This window comes from Sphingomonas sp. UNC305MFCol5.2 (assembly GCF_000712135.1).
Taxonomy (GTDB): Bacteria; Pseudomonadota; Alphaproteobacteria; order Sphingomonadales; family Sphingomonadaceae; genus Sphingomonas.
On the sequence record NZ_JOOE01000004.1, the window covers coordinates 69,021 to 85,263 of the forward strand.

Below are 16,243 nucleotides of genomic sequence, written 5' to 3' on the forward strand. Positions count from 1 at the left end.
TGTGCTCCCGCCTTTGCGCGGGTGTCCCTCACGCCGCTGCCCCTGTCAACGCTGCCGCAGCAAAACTGGCGAAAGATCAGGCGAGTTCGACCGAATGCTCGCTCGCCCAGCTCGCGAGCATGTCGCGCAGCGGCGCGCGCGGGTCTGCGAGCCACGGAGTCATCGAGTCGATCAGTGCGGCGCGATCGAGCGAGCGGACCATCGCCTTGATCGGTCCCACCGCCGCCGGCGTGATCGAGAGCCGGTCGATGCCGAGCCCGATCAAGGCCATCGCCTCGAGCGGCCGCCCGCCCATCTCGCCGCATATCGCCACCGGCACGTCCGCGGCGTGCGCCTGATCGATCACGCGCTTGAGGAAGCGCAGAATCGAGGGGCTGAGCCAATCGTAACGCAACGCCAACTTGGGGTGCGCGCGATCGGCGGCGAACAGGAACTGGGTGAGATCGTTGGTGCCGATCGACAGGAAGTCGATCTTCGGCAGCAATATGTCGAGCACTTCGGCGAGTGCCGGTACTTCGAGCATCGCACCATAGCGGATCTCGGTCGGCATTTTCCGCCCGCGCGCCGCAAGCCAGGTGCGCTGCGCTTCGAACAGGTCGCGCGCCGCGTCGAATTCCCATGGTTCGGAGACCATCGGGAACATGATGTTGAGCGTCTTGCCCGCGCCTGCCTCAATCAGCGCGCGCGCTTGCGCCTTCATCAGGCCGTCGCGATCGAGCGCGAGCCGCAGCGCGCGCCAGCCCATCGCCGGGTTCTCCTCGTCGCCGTCCTCGTCATGGTTGAGATAGGGCAGCGCCTTGTCGCCGCCGATATCCACCGTGCGGAAGGTAACGGGGCGCTCGCCCGCGGCTTCGAGCACGTCCTTGTAGAGCCGCTTCTGCGCCTCACGCTGCGGCAAGGTCGCGGAGACGAGGAACTGGAATTCGGTGCGGAACAGCCCGATGCCGTCGGCACCGGTCAGGTCCAGTGCGGCGAGATCGTCGCGCAGCCCGGCATTGACCATCACGGTGATGCGATGCCCGTCGCTCGTTACCGGCACTTCGCCGCGCAGCTGGGCGAAGGCGGCACGGCGCTTCTGGCTGAGCGCCAATTTGGCCTCGAACGCCTCCTGCATCGCGCCGGTCGGCCGGACGAACAGGCTCTCCTCGGCAGTGTCGAGCAGCAGCATGTCGCCCTCGGCGATCAGCCGCCGCACGTCGCGCACGCGGCCGAGCACCGGCACGCCCATCGCCCGGGCGACGATGGTGACGTGCGCGGTCAGCGATCCTTCCTCAAGGACCACACCCTTCAGCCGCCGCCGGTCATATTCGAGCAGTTCGGCGGGGCCGAGGTTGCGCGCGATCAGGATCGAATCCTGCCTAAGGCCCATCTGCGCCGCAGTGCCCAATTGGCCTGAGACGATGCGGAGCAGCCGGTTGGAGAGGTCCTCCAGATCGTGCATCCGGTCGCGCAGCAGCGCGTCGTCGATCTCGCGCATCCGCATCCGGGTGCGCTGCTGGACGCGTTCGATCGCGGCTTCGGCGGTCAGACCCGAATCGATCGCCTCGTTGATCCGCCGGCTCCAGCCTTCGTCGTAGGCGAACATCTTGTAGGTCGCGAGGACCTCGTCATGCTCGCCACCGCCGCCGAACTCGGCCTGACTGGCCATGCGCTCGATCTGATCGCGCATCTTGTCGAACGCGGCATAGACGCGGTGGCGTTCGACTTCGATATCCTCGGCGACGGTATGCTCGATCGTGATGCGCGGCTGGTGGAACACCGCGACGCCCGCGGCCATCCCCTCGACCAGCTTGAAGCCGCTCGCGCGCGATGCCGCGGTCGATTGCGGGCGCGTCGTGGCGCCCCCCATCTGGTCGACCAGGTCGGCGTTGGCGATCAGTTCGGACAGCACCATCGCCACCGTCTGCAGCGCCTCGATCTCGACATCGGCATAGCGGCGCGGCTCGGCATGCTGGACCGCGAGCACGCCCACCGCGCGCTCGCGCCGGATGATCGGGACGCCGGCAAAGCTGTGGAAGCGCTCCTCGCCCGTCTCCGGCCGATAGGCGAAGTCGGGATGCGCCGCCGCCTCGTCGAGATTGAGTGTCTCGACATTGGCTGCGATCGTGCCGACCAAGCCCTCGCCGAGTGCGAGCTTGGTGACGTGGACGGCTTCCTGGTCGAGTCCGCGGGTCGCGAACAGTTCGAGCACGCCTTCGCGCAGCAGATAGATCGAACAGACCTCGCTATCGAGCACGGTGCCGATGATTTCCGCCACCGAGTTGAGCTTGGATTGCACGGGCAACCGTTTCGCCATCACGTCGTGAAGGCGGGTGAGGATCTCGCGAGCGGAAGCGGCGGCAGTGAGGGCCATGGCTCCCGGCTAACAGATTGTCCCGGCGCGCGCCATTGTCCCGCAAGACAAAGCGCGCCTCGGCGAACCAGCGCGCCGAACCACTGAAGCGCCGGCCCGTGGCCGCCATCGCCACTCACGATTTTCCCTGTTGCATTTGCCAATACTGTATATCATACAGTGTATGACGCATACCATGTGAGACACGGCAATGCCCATTGAAGAGGACCAGTTCGAAAAGCTGCGCGTCGAGCTCCGGCGCGGCTCGCTGGTGCTGGCGGTGCTCGGGGCGCTGCGCGAGGAGCGCTATGGCTACACCCTGCGCACCAGCCTCGAAGAGGCCGGGCTGCCGATCGACGAAGGCGCGCTCTATCCGCTGCTGCGCCGGCTCGAGGCGCAGGGACTGCTCACCAGCGAATGGCGCGAAGAGGCGAAGCGCAACAAGCGCTTCTACCGCCTCTCGCCCGACGGACTCGAGATCCTCGCCCAATTGCTCGGCGAATGGAACGCGATCTCGGAATCGATCCTGCTGCTCACCGGAAGGGACAAGTGATGGACCTCATCGAACGCTATCTCGCGGCCGTCCGGCGGAATCTGCCGGCCGAAAAGGCCGACGACATCATCGCCGAACTCCATGACGATCTCGCCACGCGGCAGGAGATGCGCGAGGACCGGCTCGGCCGGCCGCTGCGCCGCGACGAGATCAACGCACTGCTCAAGGAATTCGGACACCCGCTGGTGATCGCCGCACGCTATCACACCCAGCAATATCTGATCGGGCCCGAAATCTTCCCCTTCTACCTGTTCGGGCTGCGGATCGTGCTGACGATCGGCGCGATCCTGCTGGTCGCGATCGGCGTGATCTCGGCGCTGCTCGGCGATCGCAACATTGTCGAGATGTTCGTGCGCATCACCGGCGATCTCTGGGGCTTCTTCTTCGCTTCGGTTGCGATCGTGACGCTCGGCTTCGCTTTGTTCGAGCGCTATGGCGGCCCGGTCGATCAGTTGATCCGCTGGACACCCGAACAACTCCCCGCGCCGCTCGCGCGCCGCAAGGGCCAGTGGGAAGCCGCGTTCGAAGTCGGGATGAGCATCGCCTTCTTGCTCTGGTGGATCGGCGCGATCCGCTTCCCGACGATCGCGGCGACCAGCGGGGTCCGTGTCGAGCCCGCCGCGATCTGGGACCAATATTATCTGCCGATCCTCGTGCTCGCCTCGGCGCAGCTCGTGGTCAATCTGGTCAAATGGCTGCTGCCACGGCTCTGGCGAGTCCAGGCGCTCCTGTCGATCGCCGTCTCGGTGGCGACCATCGCGCTGGCCGCCGGGCTCTACAAAGCAGGGGCCTGGGTGACCGTCGTTGCGGCCGGCAAGGACACGGGGAACCTCACCCGGCTCACCGAAAGCGTGAACCTCTCGATCCGCATCGCGCTGATCGTGATGATGGCGATCATGGCGGCGCAAGCGCTGGGCGAGCTGTGGAAGCTTGCCCGCGGGCAGCGCACGGCAGGCCTTGCGGTCTAAACCGCCCGCTTCTCCAGCGCGTGCGCGGCCTCGGCCATCAGCGTGGCAATGATCTCGGCGACCGGCTCTTCCTTGTTGACCATGCCGACCGATTGGCCCGCCATCACGCTGCCATGCTCGACATCGCCGTCGATCACAGCGCGGCGCAGCGCGCCCGCCCAATAATGCTCGATCTGGAGCTGCGCCTCCATCATCTCGACCTTCCCCTCGTCGAGCAGCTGGGCGACTTCGCGCTGCTTGGCGGTGAACAGCTCGCCGGCAGCGTTCTTCAGCGCGCGCACCGGGATGACCGGAAGCCGCGGATCGATCTGGACGCTGGCCGTCGCGTCGCGTGCAGAAGCGCGGATGAACGCCTTCTTGAAGTTGGCGTGCGCGATGCTCTCTGTGGCGCAGACGAAGCGCGTGCCGAGCTGGACGCCCGCCGCTCCCATGTCGAGATAGCCGGCGATCGCCTCGCCGCGGCCGATCCCGCCGGCGACGAACACGGGGACTTGGGCGGCCACTTCGGGCAGGATTTCCTGCGCGAGCACGCTGGTCGAGACCGGGCCGATATGCCCGCCGGCTTCCATGCCCTCGACGACGAGCGCGTCGACGCCCGAACGGATCAGCTTTTTGGCGAGGCTCAGCGCCGGCGCGAAGCAGATCAATTTGGCGCCGAATTCCTTGATCGCGTCGAGGCTGCCCGCCGGGGGCAGTCCGCCGGCGAGCACGACGTGCGTCACGCCATGTTTCTTGCACACTGAGATCAGCTCGAGCAGCTGCGGGTGCATCGTAATCAGATTGACGCCGAACGGCTTGTCGGTGAGCGCTTTGGTGCCGGCGATCTCCTTGTCGAGCAATTCGGGAGTCATCGCGCCGCATGCGATCAACCCGAAGCCGCCCGCATTGGACATCGCTGCGACGAGGTTGCGCTCGCTCACCCACGACATCGCGCCGCACATGATCGCGACTTCGCTGCCCAGGAATTCGCATCCGCGGGCCATGCGTCGGGCCAGGCGCTCGGCGCCGATACTGCTGTCAGTGGTCATGGCGGCAGGGCCTAGCCGGGCGGAAGGCTTTGGGGCAAGCACGGAACGCGGCTCATTCGCTGTCGACATTGCCGTAAGTGATGCGGATGCTCACCCAGGTGCCGGTCAGCTCCTTGCCGCCGACGCGCGGCGCGCGGACGCGGAACTGCCACGCCGCCTGTCGCACCGATCCGGCATAGCCCGAGCCGCGCGGACCCTCGCCCAGCTCCTGACAATCCTCGACCCGGTGATCGGCCACGGTGCGGCACGCGATCAGGCCCCAGCCCGGACCGAGTGCACGCCGGGAAAGATAAGGTGAGAGTTCGGCGTCGCGCGGCCGGCGATACCATTCGGCGGCGTAGAGCGGTTCGCCGTTGGGGGCCTTGCCCACCACGGTGCTGTCGCCCGCGCGGCTCCCCGAACTCGCTGCCGAGGCGGTTTCGCCTTCCGGCGCGGCTGCCGGCTGCGAACCCTTCCCGGCAATGTCCGCCGCCTTGTATTCGGAGCGGGTCATCCGGACGAAGGTGGACGGGAGCGGCGGCGTCGGCGGCTTGGGCACGGGTGGCGGCTCCACCGGCTTGGGCGGGACAGGGCGGGGCTTACCGCTCTCGACCTTGCGTTCGTCGGCCTTTTTCTCCGGCGTCCGGTTCGCCTCCTCGCTGTCGCTGGAGGGACCCGAGATCCCGAAGACGCTGGGCACGTCGCCCTTTTCCTTGCCCGGGATCACCGGCGCCATGAACCACAATAGCAGCGCCACCAGCAGCTCGATCAGCAGCGCGAGCACGAACGCCACGCCGCGTTGGCCGAGCGACGCGCGCAGCCGGACGGAAGCGCTCGGGCGCGTTTCGATGGAATCGACTACGGACAAGGCAGAGCGTCCGATGCCGCGGCCATGCGGCGGAAAGATGTCAGAAACGCGCGGTCAGGCCACGGCGTCTTCCGCATCCAGACCATAGGCCGTGTGCAGCACGCGCACCGCCAGCTCGGTCTCGTCCTCGTTGATCAGCACCGAGACCTTGATCTCGCTCGTCGTGATCGCCTGGATGTTGATCCCGCGCGCGCCCAACGTCTTGAACATCGTCGCGGCGACGCCGGCGTGGCTGCGCATGCCCACGCCCACGACCGAGATCTTGGCGACGCGCGTGTCCTGGATCAGCTCGGCAAAGCCGATCGCCGCCTTGGACTGGTTGAGCGTCTCGATCGAGCGGGCGAGATCGGCCGCCGGCACCGTGAAGGTCACGTCGGTGGCGCTCGCGCTGCCGGCACTCTGGTGCGCGATGTTCTGGATAATCATGTCGACGTTGATGTTGGCGTCGGCGAGCGGCGTGAAGATAGAAGCCACCGCGCCGGGCTGATCGGGCACTGCGGTCAGCGTGATCTTGGCTTCGTTCTTGTCGTGCGCGATGCCGGTGATGAGCTGGCTTTCCACGTCCTGAATCTCCTCTTCGCCGACGATCATCGTGCCGGGCAATGTGTCCGCCATCGGTGCCGTGTCGCCGGTGAACGACGACAGCACCTGGACGCGGACCTGTTCCTTCATCGCCAGTCCCACCGAGCGCGTCTGGAGCACTTTCGCCCCAACGCTGGCGAGCTCCAGCATCTCCTCGTACGTCACTTTCTTGAGCTTCCGGGCCCTCGGCACGATGCGGGGATCGGTGGTGTAGACTCCGTCCACGTCGGTGTAGATGTCGCAGCGATCGGCCTTGACCGCGGCCGCGACTGCCACCGCGCTGGTATCCGATCCGCCGCGGCCGAGCGTGGTGACGCGGCCGGTCTCGTCACTGGTCACGCCCTGGAAGCCGGGAATCACCGCCACTTCGCGGCGCGACCAGCCTTCTTCGAGCCCCGTCGAGTCGATCGACTTGATCCGTGCCTTGGCATGCGCGGCGTCGGTCCAGATCGCGACTTGAGACCCCAGCCACGAACGTGCTGGCACGCCGATCGCCTGGAGCGTCATCGCCAGCAAGCCGCTGGTGATCTGCTCGCCGCTGGAGACGACCACATCATATTCGCGCGGATCGTAGAGCGAGCTCGCCTCGCGGCAGAAGCCGACCAGCCGGTCGGTCTCACCCGCCATCGCCGAGACGACCACCGCGATTTCGTTGCCCGCGTCCCATTCGCGTTTGACCCGCGCGGCCACGTTGCGGATCCGCTCGATGCCGGCCATCGAGGTGCCGCCGAACTTCATCACGATGCGTGCCATGTCGAGTGCTTGTTTTCCGGGCCTTGGGAAGGATGGACCGGCCTGATAGGAGGCGGCCATGGCGAACGCAACCAAAGCAACTATTGACCGACATGAAGCTGAGCATTTCGGCAAGCTCGCCGCGGACTGGTGGAATCCGAAGGGTAGCTCGGCCATGCTGCATCGGCTGAACCCTGCGCGCCTGGCCTATATCCGCGAGGTGACCGACGCGCATTTCGACGGCGACGGTATGTCGTTTACGCCGCTCGCGGGCAGGACGGCGCTCGACGTCGGCTGCGGGGCGGGGCTTCTTGCCGAGCCGCTCGCCCGGCTGGGCGCCCGGGTCACCGGCCTCGACGCCGCGCCGGAGAATATCGGCGCCGCGCGCGCGCATGCCGCCGCTGCGGGCCTCGACGTCGAATATATCGCCGGCGGGATCGAGGACCTTCCCGGCCGCCGCTTCGATCTCGTCACGTCGATGGAAGTGATCGAGCACGTCGCCAATCCTGCCGCCTTCGTCGCGGGCCTCGCCGACGCGCTCGCGCCGGGTGGACTGATGATCCTGTCGACGCCCAACCGTACCGCGCTGTCACGACTGGCGATGATCACGTTCGGCGAAGGCAGCGGCGCGATCCCCAAGGGTACGCACGACTGGAGTCAGTTCCTCACCCCTGAGGAGCTGACGGCCTTGCTCGAAGGCGCCGGGCTACAGGTCGGCGACCTCCGCGGCCTTGGTTTCTCTCCCGCCCGCGGCTTCGTTCTCAGCGACGATGCCAGCCTCGACTATCTGGTCACCGCGCGCCGCGCCTGAGCATTATTGGCCCATGTCGAGCACCGCGACCGGCCCCATGTCGATCACCTGCTTGCCGGTGTTGAGGTGGAATGCGGCGCCGATCGATCCGACGGCATAGTCCTTGTCGGCCTTGCCCGAGAACTGAAGCAGCTTCCATTCGGGCGTGACGTCGAACGGCTTGCCGAACAGCGCGGTATAGGGCGCCGCCGAAAGCTGGATCTGCCCGTTGACCTTCGCGGTCGGCGCGTCCCCCTTGTTCAGTCGCGCATAGAAAGCGACGACCAATTTATCGCCCGCCTGGACCGGCTTCAGCAGCGGCACATTGACGCCGATGCTCCACGGCTCGCCCGCGCCGGTCAGGGGAATACGGAGTGCTTTGCCGCCCTGCACCGCCTTGTCGTTCACCAATTTGGGTGGGGGCGTCAGGCCATAGGGCTTGAAGCTGGCCGGGTTGGTGTTGGTGATCACCTTTTCGGCGAGCGCGTCCTCGTCCGATTTGGCATCCTGCGCAACGCCGGGTACGGCGAGCAGCGCGGGCACGGCGGCACCCAGCGCGAGTGCGATCCGCAAGTCCATGATTCCCCCTCCTTATTATTTGAGGAGGAGACTATGCTGCGCACCGCCGCCGTCAACGGCAAAGTGACGGCGCCGACCCGGACTCAGAAGAGCCTGCCTCCGTTCGGCACATCCTTGCCCGGCCGCACCAGCACGACCTTGCCCGCTTCATCCGGGAAGCCGAGCGTCAACACCTCGGACATTACCGGTCCGATCTGCCGCGGCGGGAAATTGACCACCGCTGCGACTTGCATCCCCGGCAATTCCTCGAGGCGATAATGCTCGGTGATCTGCGCCGACGAACGTTTTCGGCCTATGGCTGGCCCGAAATCTATCAACAGCTTGTAGGCCGGCTTGCGTGCTTCGGGGAAAGGCAGCGCCTCCACGATCGTGCCGACGCGGATATCGACGGCGAGGAACTGGTCGAAGCCGATCGTCTCGGCGGGCAAAGCGGCGGGATCGTGGGTGATGTGCATGCCCTCGCCCTTATCGCGCCGCCTCCGCCTCCGACAAGGCGGTCTCGACGATCGCCGGCCGCGCCTCCTCGCCCAGTTGCTCCATCGTGCATTGCCTGGGCGCCTTGTCGGGGCGCCAGCGCAGGAAACCGGTGCCGTGGCGGAAACGGCGGCCGGTGACATGATCGTAGCGCACCTCGGCGACCAGCTCGGGGCGGAGCGGTTGCCATTCGGCCGAGCGTTCGGTCGACCAGCGGCTCGGCCCACCGGGCGCGTCGCCGGTGAAGCCTGGCGCCTCGATCAAAGCTTCCAGTCTTTCGGTCAGCGCCGGGCGGTCGGTCGCGGCAATTGCCGAAGTGAAGCCGACATGATGCAGCAGCCCGGCGTCGTCATAGAGCCCGAGCAGCAGCGATCCCACCTCGCGCTTCTTGCTGGCGTAGCGAAAGCCGCCGACCACGCAGTCGGCGGTGCGCAGCCTTTTGACCTTGAGCATGGCACGCTCGCCCGGCTGGTAGGCCTCGTCGCGGCGCTTGGCGATCACCCCGTCGAGCGCACCGCCCGCCGCGGCGAGCCAGCTTTGTGCAACTGCCCGCTCCTCGGTCAGCGGCGATAGACGCAGCGTCTCCGAGCAATGATCGTCGTAAAAGGCTTCCAGCGCGGTTCGACGTTCGCAAAGGGGGCGCTCGACGAGCGCACCGGCCTCGGGCGACCATAGGCAATCGAACAGCATCAGCCGCGCCGGCGTCTCGGTCGAAAGTTTCCGGATGCGGCTCTCGGCCGGATGGAGCCGCATCTGCAGTGCCTCGAACGACAATGTCGGTCCGACGGGAATCAGCAGCTCGCCATCCAGTACCACCCGATCCACCGGCAGCCCCGCGATCGCCGCCGCGACTTCGGGAAAATAGCGCGCCAACGGCTTGCCCGACTTGGATTGAAGTTCGACTTCATCGCCTTGTTTGAACGCCAGGCAGCGGAACCCGTCCCATTTGGGCTCGAATTGCCAGCCCGGGCCGTCGGGCAGCGCTTCGACGAACCGGGCCTCCATGGGCTCGATGTTGGCGAAGTTCAGTGGCTGGCTCCATCATAATGCGTGATCTCGAGCGCATCGAGATCGACGCCGTCGGCGCAGCGCAGGTTGATCTCGACCATCGCCTTGCCGTCGGGACCAGTGCCCTCGGCAAAGGGGGCGATCCCGCACGTCTTGCAGAAATGATGGCCGATCACGTGATGATTGAATTTGTAGGTGGCGACATCGTCGCGCGATCCATGGAGCGCGAACTTGTCGGGCGTGGTGAAGTGATGCAGCGGCGCCTTGCGTCGGCAGATCGAGCAATTGCACGCCATTGCCTTGGTCGGGGCGTCCTCGTCGACGGTATAGCTGATCGCGCCGCAATGGCAGCTTCCGGTGAACGACATATCCTGGCTCCTGGTGGGTGAACGTCTTTGCGCGTCCGCCGATCCGATACCGCGCATTCGCCGCAAAGGCCATTGCCGTTGTTCCTGATATGTTCTAAAGAAAGGCAATGCAATCGAGCTTCGCGTTTCGCGGCCGCGACGATCTGCTCCTCTGGCATCGGAGGCTGACTCCGTTACGAGAGCGAGTACGACCCCACCCGGCACGCCGACCGGTCGGCCAATTGGTCAAATCGATGATCAGCGGCCGCACCCGCGATGCCGTGTCGCAGGCTGCCTATGACCGGCTGGTTGCTGCATTCGGCTCGCCGCGATCGCTCGCCGCTGCCGGCGCGCGGAATGTGCTGACGGTGATCCGGGACGTCACTTTCGCCGAAGCCAAGGCCGCGCACCTCGTGGTCGCGCTGCGCCGGATCGCGGCCGAGCGCAGAGGCTTCGATCTCGACTTCCTCGCCGATCTTCCGCTCGACGACGCGCTCGCCTGGCTTGAGCGTCTGCCGGGCGTCGGCCGCAAGGTCGCGGCATCGACGCTCAACGCGAGCACGCTCTCGCGCCCCGTGCTGATCGTCGACAGCCATGTCCTGCGCGTGCTCCAGCGCCTCGGTTTCGTCGGCGTGCATGCCGATGGCCGCGTCGCGAGCGAGACGGCGACGGCCGCCTTGCCGGATTGGCCGGGCAGGGCGTTCCTCGATCTCCATGTCGAACTCAAGCTGGTGGGGCAAATCTGGTGCCGGTCCGCAGCGCCGCAATGCCACGCCTGTCTGCTCTCCGCCGTTTGCCCGAAGCGGTTGACTGCTTAGCGGCGTGTGCCGCAATTGAGGGCCATGGGGGACGTCAAGCTGCACCCGAGTTGGCTCGAACCGCTGCGAAGCGAATTCGCGTCGCCGTACATGACCGCATTGCGCGAATTCCTCGTCGCCGAGAAGGCCGCGGGCAAGCGCATCTTCCCGGCGGGCGGCGAATGGTTCCGCGCGCTCGATCTGACTCCGCTCGAGGATGTCCGCGTAGTGATCCTCGGCCAGGATCCCTATCATGGCGAGGGGCAGGCGCATGGCCTGTGCTTCTCGGTGCGGCCGGGCACGCGCACGCCGCCCAGCCTCGTCAACATCTACAAGGAGATGGAGGCGGATCTCGGCATTCCGCGCGCGCGCCACGGCTTTCTCGAGCATTGGGCCGAACAGGGCGTGTTGCTGCTCAATGCGGTGCTCACCGTCCAGCTGGGCATGGCCGCTTCGCATCAGGGGCGCGGCTGGGAGCGTTTCACCGATGCGGTGATTCGGCTGGTCAATGCGAAGCAGGAGCCGGTGGTGTTCCTGCTTTGGGGCAGTCACGCGCAGAAAAAGGCGGCGTTCGTCGATTCGATCGACAAGGGCGGACGGCATCTCGTGCTCAAGGCGCCGCACCCGTCGCCGCTCTCCGCCCATTCGGGCTTTTTCGGCTGCAGGCACTTCTCGAAGGCAAACGAATTTCTCGCCAGCCGCGGCCAAAAGCCCATCGACTGGGCGCTGCAGGATCCCGCATGACCGCTAACCTCGCGTTCATCCCGCGAGTGACAAGATCGCATGTTTTTGTCAGGTGCCTGAATATATTAGGGAAAGAGCTGACCATGCGCAAACCCGTCGCTGCTGTGCTGAGCCTGGCGATGACGCTCTCCGCCTGCGGCGGTGGCGGCAGCGGCTCGGTCGTCACGCCGCCGCCTGTCGGTGCCACACCGACGCCGACCCCCACCGCGATCGCCGGCTGTTCGCTCCGCGAGCGGCAGGACTGGGCCGCGGCGCAGCTCAATGAATGGTATCTCTTCCCCGAGACGCTGCCGACCGGCCTGAGCCCCGCAGCTTATGGTAATGTCGACGACTATATCGACGCGCTCACCGCCACCGCGCGTGCGCAGGGTCGCGATCGCTATTTCACCTATCTGACATCGATCGCCGAGGAGAATGCCTATTATTCCTCGGGTTCGAGCGCGGGGTTCGGCTTCCGCCTGGCCTATGATTTGGCGGGCGGACATGTGTTCGTCGCCGAAGCGTTCGAAGGTACGCCCGCGCTGAACGCCGGGATCGATCGCGGCACCCAGATCGTCGCGATCGGCACCAGCGTGGCCAATTTGCGCACGGTCAGCGCTATCCTTGCGAGCGAGGGGCCGGCGGGGGTGAGCGCTGCGCTGGGCAACCCCGCCGTCGGCACGACGCGCGTACTGCGCATCAGCGATACCGCCGGCACCCGCGACGTGACCGTCGCCATGGCCGATTACGAGCTGAAACCGGTATCATCGCGCTACGGCGCCAAGATCCTCGACGATGGCGGCCGCAAGGTCGGCTATATCAATCTGCGTACCTTCATCTCGACCGCCGACCCTGCGCTGCGCGCGGCTTTCGCGCAGTTCAAGGCAGCGGGCATCACGCAGGTGATCATCGATCTGCGCTACAATGGGGGCGGCCTCGTTTCGATTGCGCAGCTGATGGGCGATCTGATGGGTGCGAATCGCGCCGCGACCGATGTGTTCGATTACATGGTCTTCCGCCCCGAGAAATCGGCGGAGAACGACACGCGATTCTTCCAGCCCAAGGCCGAATCGATCGCTCCGACCCGCATCGCCTTTATCGGGACCGGCGGCACGGCATCGGCGAGCGAGCTCGTGATCAATGCCTTCATCCCCTATCTCCACGCCAACGCGGCGCTGATCGGCACCAACACCTATGGCAAGCCGGTCGGGCAGATCGCAGTCGACAAGGCCGCGTGCGACGATCGCCTGCGCGTGATCGCCTTCGCCACCCAGAATTCCGCGCATCAGGGCAATTATTTCAGCGGTCTCGCCGGCACCGTCGAGGCGAGTTGCCGCGCAGGCGACGATATTTCCTATCCGCTTGGCGATTCGCGCGAGGCGTCGACCAAGGCGGCGCTCGATTTCCTCGCGGGGCGCAGCTGCACTGCGATCGCATCGAGCGGACAGACGACGCTCGCGCTCAGGACCAGCGCGAACGAGCTGCTCACCCCCGAACGTCCGACCACGATCCAGCGCGAAGTGCCTGGCGCGTTCTAGCGTTCCCCCTTCCGTGCATGGCAGGGGCAGCGATCAGGACGTTTCGGGCTTATCGGGACCTGCTTCGACCTGAAGCTTCGCCTCGGGCTCGCCCGTTTCGGCCGTGGCCAGCGCCTCCGCTTCGGGCTGAGCCTCGCTCCCGGCCTCTGCCGCCTCTGCCTCTCCGCCTTCCGGCACCAGCGCCCGCACTTCCTCCATGAAGCGGGCGAGGCTTATCGGCTTGGAGACATAGGCATTGGCCCCGGCGGCGCGGATCCGATCCTCATCCTCGCGCCCGGCATAGGCCGTCACTGCCATGATCGGGATCGCACGCAGCCCGGCGTCCTGCTTCATCTCGCGAATCAGGTCGAATCCGGTGACGTGCGGCATCTGGATGTCCATCACGATCAGATCGGGTTCGAACGCGCGCGCCCTGGCGACGGCCTCGCGCCCATCGGCCACCGGCTCCGCGGCGAAGTCGTGCGCGCGCAGCAGATCGCAGAACAGCTTTAGATTGAGTTCGTTATCCTCGACAACGAGAACCCTTTTTGCCACGCGCAGACCTCATGCAGTTGGAGATGGTTTAGGCGATGCCGCCGGTGGAAACAAACGCAGAGGCAATTGCGCTCCAGGCCCTGGTCTGGACGCTCGGCGATCCGGCGCGCGCGGCGCGGCTGCTGGACCTGACCGGCCTCGATCCCGCAGGGTTGCGCGCCCGTGCCGGCGAGCCTTTGTTGCTCGCGGCGACGCTCGGGTTTCTCGAGGCGCATGAGCCCGATCTCGTCGCCTGTGCCGAGGCGCTGTCGATCAAGCCGGCCGATCTCGTCGCCTCCCGCGCGGAGCTCGAACGCGCATGAAACCGCTGCTGATCACCGATTGCGACGAAGTCCTGCTCCACATGGTCCGCCATTTCGGCGTGTGGCTCGACGAAGCGCATGACATCGACTTCACGCCCAATGGCGGCGATTTCGCCACATCCATGCGCCACCGCGGCGATCAGGCCTTGGTCGAACGCACGCAGATGTGGGCGTTGCTCGACGGCTTCTTCCCCGCCGAGATGGATCGCCAGACGTTGGTGCCGCACGCTCGCGAGGCGCTGGCGGCGCTCGCCGAACATGCCGAGATCGTCGTGCTCACCAATCTCGGCGATCATTGCCGCGAGCATCGCATCGCCCAGCTCGCTACCCACGGCATCGCGCACCGCGTCGAGTGCAACCAGGGGCCCAAGGGGCCGCCGGTGGCGCGGCTCGTTGCCGAGCTCGGCGCGCCCGTCACGGTGTTCGTCGACGATCTCGCGGTCCATCACGAATCGGTCGCCGAGCATACACCGCAGGTCCACCGTCTCCACATGATCGCCGAGCCGAGCCTCGCGCCCGCTGTCCCGGCCGCACCGCATGCGCATGCCCGGATCGACGATTGGCGCGAAGCGGGCGACTGGATCGCGGCGCGTTTCGCGGCGGGCTTGACCGCCGATGCCACCGGTGGTTGATCGCGGCATGACTCAGGAAATCGATGCGAAGCTGGCCGAGCTCGGCCTCTCCCTCCCCGAAGCAGCGGCTCCGGTCGCGGCCTATGTCCCCGCTGTCGAGGCGGGCGGCCTGCTCCACGTGTCCGGCCAGCTCCCGTTCCTCGACGGTCAGTTGATGACCGGGCGGCTCGGTGAGGATCGCGATCTCGAATATGGCCAGCAGGCCGCGCAGCGCTGCGGGCTGATGCTCGTTGCACAAATCAGGAAGGCGCTGGGCGGCGATCTCGATCGGGTCGAGCGCATCGTGAAGCTCGGCGTGTTCGTCAATTCGACCGGGAGTTTCACTGATCAGCCCAAGGTCGCCAATGGCGCGTCGGAGCTGATGCAGGCGCTGTTCGGCGAGGCCGGCCGGCACGCGCGCAGTGCAGTGGGCGTGCCTGCCTTGCCGCTCAACGCGGTGGTCGAGGTCGACGCGGTAGTAGCGATCCGCCGCTGACCGCTGTGGCGGTGTAGCAACAGTTCGTCACGAACGAGCAACAAAGTAGCAAATATTGTTGTGCGCCGCAGCGGCGTCCGGCAATGATCTTGTGCTGTCTGGAAATCGCGCGGGTTTTGAACCTCATAGACGCGGTGCCGGCAGCAGCAGGTGGGGACCCTTCGTCACTGAATTTGAAAGGGATTTCCATGCGCTTTTCCATGATCAGCCTGGGCGCTCTCGCGCTCGTCACCGCTGCGCCCGCGATGGCGCAGGACGAGACCGAGCCCGCTCCCGCTGTCACCGTCAACGGTAGCGCGACCGTCGTAAGCGATTATAAATTCCGCGGCATCTCGCAGACTGACGGCAATTTCGCCGTGCAGGGCGGGATCACCGTGAGCCACGAATCGGGCTTCTATGTCAGCGTCTGGGGCTCATCGGTCGACGACTATGTCACTGTCCACGGCACGGCCCACCAGGAGATCGACCTGATCGCCGGCTTCAAGAAGTCGTTCGACGGCGTGACCTTCGACATCGGGGCGCTCTATTATGTCTATCCGGGAACCCGGCCCGGTTTCGCCGGCGACAATAGCGCGTCGGACTTTATCGAGCCCTATGTCTCGCTTTCCTACGCGATCGGCCCGGTAACCGCCAAGGCGACTGCCAATTACGCGCCGAAGCAGAAGGCGCTTGCGCTCGATCAGGGTGCGACCGGGCTCCTCGACAAGCAGGACAACCTCTATCTCGCGGGCGATCTTTCGACCTCGATTCCCAACACGCCCCTGGCGCTGACCGCGCATCTCGGTCACACCTTCGGCCCCAGCTGGCTGTCCGGCCCGACGGACGAATATACCGATTGGGCATTGGGGGCGACCGCGACGTGGAAGTCGCTGACCTTCGGCGTTCAATATGTCGACACCGACACCTTCTTCACCACGCCGAGCGGCAAGAATGCGGCAAAGGGCGGCGTGATCGGCACGATCGGCGTCAGCTTCTAAAAGACGGGGAGGGAACGGTCCGCCG

Annotated in this window: 18 protein-coding genes and 1 pseudogene; 10 read left to right on the plus strand and 9 right to left on the minus strand. The window is 66.1% G+C overall.

Annotated elements, in window-relative coordinates:
• Positions 1-76: 76 nt before the first annotated feature.
• Complete coding sequence (ptsP, locus tag BR78_RS0116370; protein WP_029937106.1) at positions 77-2,353, minus strand: phosphoenolpyruvate--protein phosphotransferase; 2,277 nt, start codon at positions 2,351-2,353, stop codon at positions 77-79.
• A gap of 190 nt (positions 2,354-2,543) precedes the next feature.
• Here ptsP and BR78_RS0116375 point away from each other — a divergent pair, with 190 nt between their 5' ends.
• Positions 2,544-2,885, plus strand: coding sequence for a PadR family transcriptional regulator (locus BR78_RS0116375; protein ID WP_029937107.1), 342 nt, complete (start codon positions 2,544-2,546; stop codon positions 2,883-2,885).
• Positions 2,885-3,853, plus strand: coding sequence for a hypothetical protein (locus tag BR78_RS0116380; protein WP_029937108.1), 969 nt, complete (start codon positions 2,885-2,887; stop codon positions 3,851-3,853). The genes BR78_RS0116375 and BR78_RS0116380 overlap by 1 nt, the downstream gene beginning before the upstream one ends.
• Here the strand turns inward: BR78_RS0116380 and BR78_RS0116385 are convergent.
• The 3 genes from BR78_RS0116385 to BR78_RS0116395 are packed head-to-tail and all read right to left on the minus strand — an operon-like array spanning position 3,850 to position 7,063.
• Positions 3,850-4,881, minus strand: coding sequence for an NAD(P)H-dependent flavin oxidoreductase (locus BR78_RS0116385; protein WP_029937109.1), 1,032 nt, complete (start codon positions 4,879-4,881; stop codon positions 3,850-3,852). The two genes, BR78_RS0116380 and BR78_RS0116385, sit on opposite strands and share 4 nt — an antisense overlap.
• Before the next feature lie 52 nt (positions 4,882-4,933).
• Positions 4,934-5,728: a hypothetical protein gene (locus BR78_RS0116390; RefSeq protein ID WP_051683384.1), complete on the minus strand. Its 795-nt coding sequence runs from the start codon at positions 5,726-5,728 to the stop codon at positions 4,934-4,936.
• Between the two features lie 54 nt (positions 5,729-5,782).
• On the minus strand, positions 5,783-7,063 hold the full coding sequence (locus BR78_RS0116395) for an aspartate kinase (RefSeq protein ID WP_029937111.1): 1,281 nt from the start codon (positions 7,061-7,063) through the stop codon (positions 5,783-5,785).
• 58 nt (positions 7,064-7,121) lie between these two features.
• Here BR78_RS0116395 and ubiG point away from each other — a divergent pair, with 58 nt between their 5' ends.
• Positions 7,122-7,853 (plus strand): bifunctional 2-polyprenyl-6-hydroxyphenol methylase/3-demethylubiquinol 3-O-methyltransferase UbiG, encoded by a 732-nt coding sequence (gene ubiG, locus BR78_RS0116400; RefSeq protein ID WP_029937112.1) that lies wholly within the window; start codon positions 7,122-7,124, stop codon positions 7,851-7,853.
• A 3-nt stretch (positions 7,854-7,856) separates the two neighbouring features.
• On the opposite strand, the gene BR78_RS0116405 is transcribed toward ubiG, so the two are convergent.
• The 4 genes from BR78_RS0116405 to BR78_RS0116420 all read right to left on the minus strand — a co-directional run bounded on the left by BR78_RS0116405 (position 7,857) and on the right by BR78_RS0116420 (position 10,261).
• Positions 7,857-8,411 (minus strand): carbohydrate binding domain-containing protein, encoded by a 555-nt coding sequence (locus tag BR78_RS0116405; RefSeq protein WP_051683385.1) that lies wholly within the window; start codon positions 8,409-8,411, stop codon positions 7,857-7,859.
• Between the two features lie 83 nt (positions 8,412-8,494).
• Positions 8,495-8,866 (minus strand): tRNA-binding protein, encoded by a 372-nt coding sequence (locus tag BR78_RS0116410; protein ID WP_029937114.1) that lies wholly within the window; start codon positions 8,864-8,866, stop codon positions 8,495-8,497.
• Between the two features lie 10 nt (positions 8,867-8,876).
• The gene (locus BR78_RS0116415; RefSeq protein ID WP_029937115.1) at positions 8,877-9,914 is read right to left on the minus strand and encodes an ATP-dependent DNA ligase; all 1,038 of its coding nucleotides are present in this window, start codon (positions 9,912-9,914) and stop codon (positions 8,877-8,879) included.
• Positions 9,911-10,261, minus strand: coding sequence for a GFA family protein (locus BR78_RS0116420; protein WP_029937116.1), 351 nt, complete (start codon positions 10,259-10,261; stop codon positions 9,911-9,913). The genes BR78_RS0116415 and BR78_RS0116420 overlap by 4 nt, the downstream gene beginning before the upstream one ends.
• Positions 10,262-10,494: 233 nt before the next feature.
• Here BR78_RS0116420 and BR78_RS0116425 point away from each other — a divergent pair, with 233 nt between their 5' ends.
• The 3 genes from BR78_RS0116425 to BR78_RS0116435 all read left to right on the plus strand — a co-directional run bounded on the left by BR78_RS0116425 (position 10,495) and on the right by BR78_RS0116435 (position 13,298).
• Positions 10,495-11,058, plus strand: a complete 564-nt coding sequence (locus BR78_RS0116425; protein WP_231478294.1) for an endonuclease III domain-containing protein — start codon at positions 10,495-10,497, stop codon at positions 11,056-11,058.
• 24 nt (positions 11,059-11,082) lie between these two features.
• Positions 11,083-11,781: a uracil-DNA glycosylase gene (gene ung / locus BR78_RS0116430; RefSeq protein WP_029937118.1), complete on the plus strand. Its 699-nt coding sequence runs from the start codon at positions 11,083-11,085 to the stop codon at positions 11,779-11,781.
• 83 nt (positions 11,782-11,864) lie between these two features.
• Complete coding sequence (locus tag BR78_RS0116435) at positions 11,865-13,298, plus strand: S41 family peptidase (protein WP_029937119.1); 1,434 nt, start codon at positions 11,865-11,867, stop codon at positions 13,296-13,298.
• Positions 13,299-13,472: 174 nt separating this feature from the next.
• On the opposite strand, the pseudogene BR78_RS0116440 reads toward BR78_RS0116435, so the two are convergent.
• Positions 13,473-13,832: pseudogene (locus BR78_RS0116440) on the minus strand (response regulator); the annotation flags it as partial.
• Between the two features lie 35 nt (positions 13,833-13,867).
• Between BR78_RS0116440 and BR78_RS0116445 the strand changes: the two are divergent.
• From BR78_RS0116445 to BR78_RS0116460, 4 genes are all read left to right on the plus strand, one after another.
• Positions 13,868-14,134, plus strand: a complete 267-nt coding sequence (locus tag BR78_RS0116445; protein ID WP_029937121.1) for a DUF3572 domain-containing protein — start codon at positions 13,868-13,870, stop codon at positions 14,132-14,134.
• On the plus strand, positions 14,131-14,766 hold the full coding sequence (locus BR78_RS0116450) for a hypothetical protein (protein WP_029937122.1): 636 nt from the start codon (positions 14,131-14,133) through the stop codon (positions 14,764-14,766). Before BR78_RS0116445 ends, BR78_RS0116450 begins: the two co-directional genes overlap by 4 nt.
• Positions 14,767-14,773: 7 nt before the next feature.
• A complete protein-coding gene (locus BR78_RS0116455) occupies positions 14,774-15,241 on the plus strand; it encodes a RidA family protein (protein ID WP_029937123.1) in 468 nt (155 codons plus the stop codon).
• Between the two features lie 188 nt (positions 15,242-15,429).
• Complete coding sequence (locus BR78_RS0116460) at positions 15,430-16,218, plus strand: TorF family putative porin (RefSeq protein WP_029937124.1); 789 nt, start codon at positions 15,430-15,432, stop codon at positions 16,216-16,218.
• Positions 16,219-16,243: the final 25 nt, after the last annotated feature.

Excerpts from the sequence above, each read along its gene's own strand:
- ptsP (WP_029937106.1), bottom strand. The coding sequence starts at position 2,353 with ATGGCCCTCACTGCCGCCGCTTCCGCTCGCGAGATCCTCACCCGCCTT.
- BR78_RS0116375 (WP_029937107.1), top strand. The coding sequence starts at position 2,544 with ATGCCCATTGAAGAGGACCAGTTCGAAAAGCTGCGCGTCGAGCTCCGG.
- BR78_RS0116380 (WP_029937108.1), top strand. The coding sequence starts at position 2,885 with ATGGACCTCATCGAACGCTATCTCGCGGCCGTCCGGCGGAATCTGCCG.
- BR78_RS0116385 (WP_029937109.1), bottom strand. The coding sequence starts at position 4,881 with ATGACCACTGACAGCAGTATCGGCGCCGAGCGCCTGGCCCGACGCATG.
- BR78_RS0116395 (WP_029937111.1), bottom strand. The coding sequence starts at position 7,063 with ATGGCACGCATCGTGATGAAGTTCGGCGGCACCTCGATGGCCGGCATC.
- ubiG (WP_029937112.1), top strand. The coding sequence starts at position 7,122 with ATGGCGAACGCAACCAAAGCAACTATTGACCGACATGAAGCTGAGCAT.
- BR78_RS0116405 (WP_051683385.1), bottom strand. The coding sequence starts at position 8,411 with ATGGACTTGCGGATCGCACTCGCGCTGGGTGCCGCCGTGCCCGCGCTG.
- BR78_RS0116410 (WP_029937114.1), bottom strand. The coding sequence starts at position 8,866 with ATGCACATCACCCACGATCCCGCCGCTTTGCCCGCCGAGACGATCGGC.
- BR78_RS0116420 (WP_029937116.1), bottom strand. The coding sequence starts at position 10,261 with ATGTCGTTCACCGGAAGCTGCCATTGCGGCGCGATCAGCTATACCGTC.
- BR78_RS0116425 (WP_231478294.1), top strand. The coding sequence starts at position 10,495 with ATGATCAGCGGCCGCACCCGCGATGCCGTGTCGCAGGCTGCCTATGAC.
- ung (WP_029937118.1), top strand. The coding sequence starts at position 11,083 with ATGGGGGACGTCAAGCTGCACCCGAGTTGGCTCGAACCGCTGCGAAGC.
- BR78_RS0116435 (WP_029937119.1), top strand. The coding sequence starts at position 11,865 with ATGCGCAAACCCGTCGCTGCTGTGCTGAGCCTGGCGATGACGCTCTCC.
- BR78_RS0116445 (WP_029937121.1), top strand. The coding sequence starts at position 13,868 with ATGCCGCCGGTGGAAACAAACGCAGAGGCAATTGCGCTCCAGGCCCTG.
- BR78_RS0116450 (WP_029937122.1), top strand. The coding sequence starts at position 14,131 with ATGAAACCGCTGCTGATCACCGATTGCGACGAAGTCCTGCTCCACATG.
- BR78_RS0116455 (WP_029937123.1), top strand. The coding sequence starts at position 14,774 with ATGACTCAGGAAATCGATGCGAAGCTGGCCGAGCTCGGCCTCTCCCTC.
- BR78_RS0116460 (WP_029937124.1), top strand. The coding sequence starts at position 15,430 with ATGCGCTTTTCCATGATCAGCCTGGGCGCTCTCGCGCTCGTCACCGCT.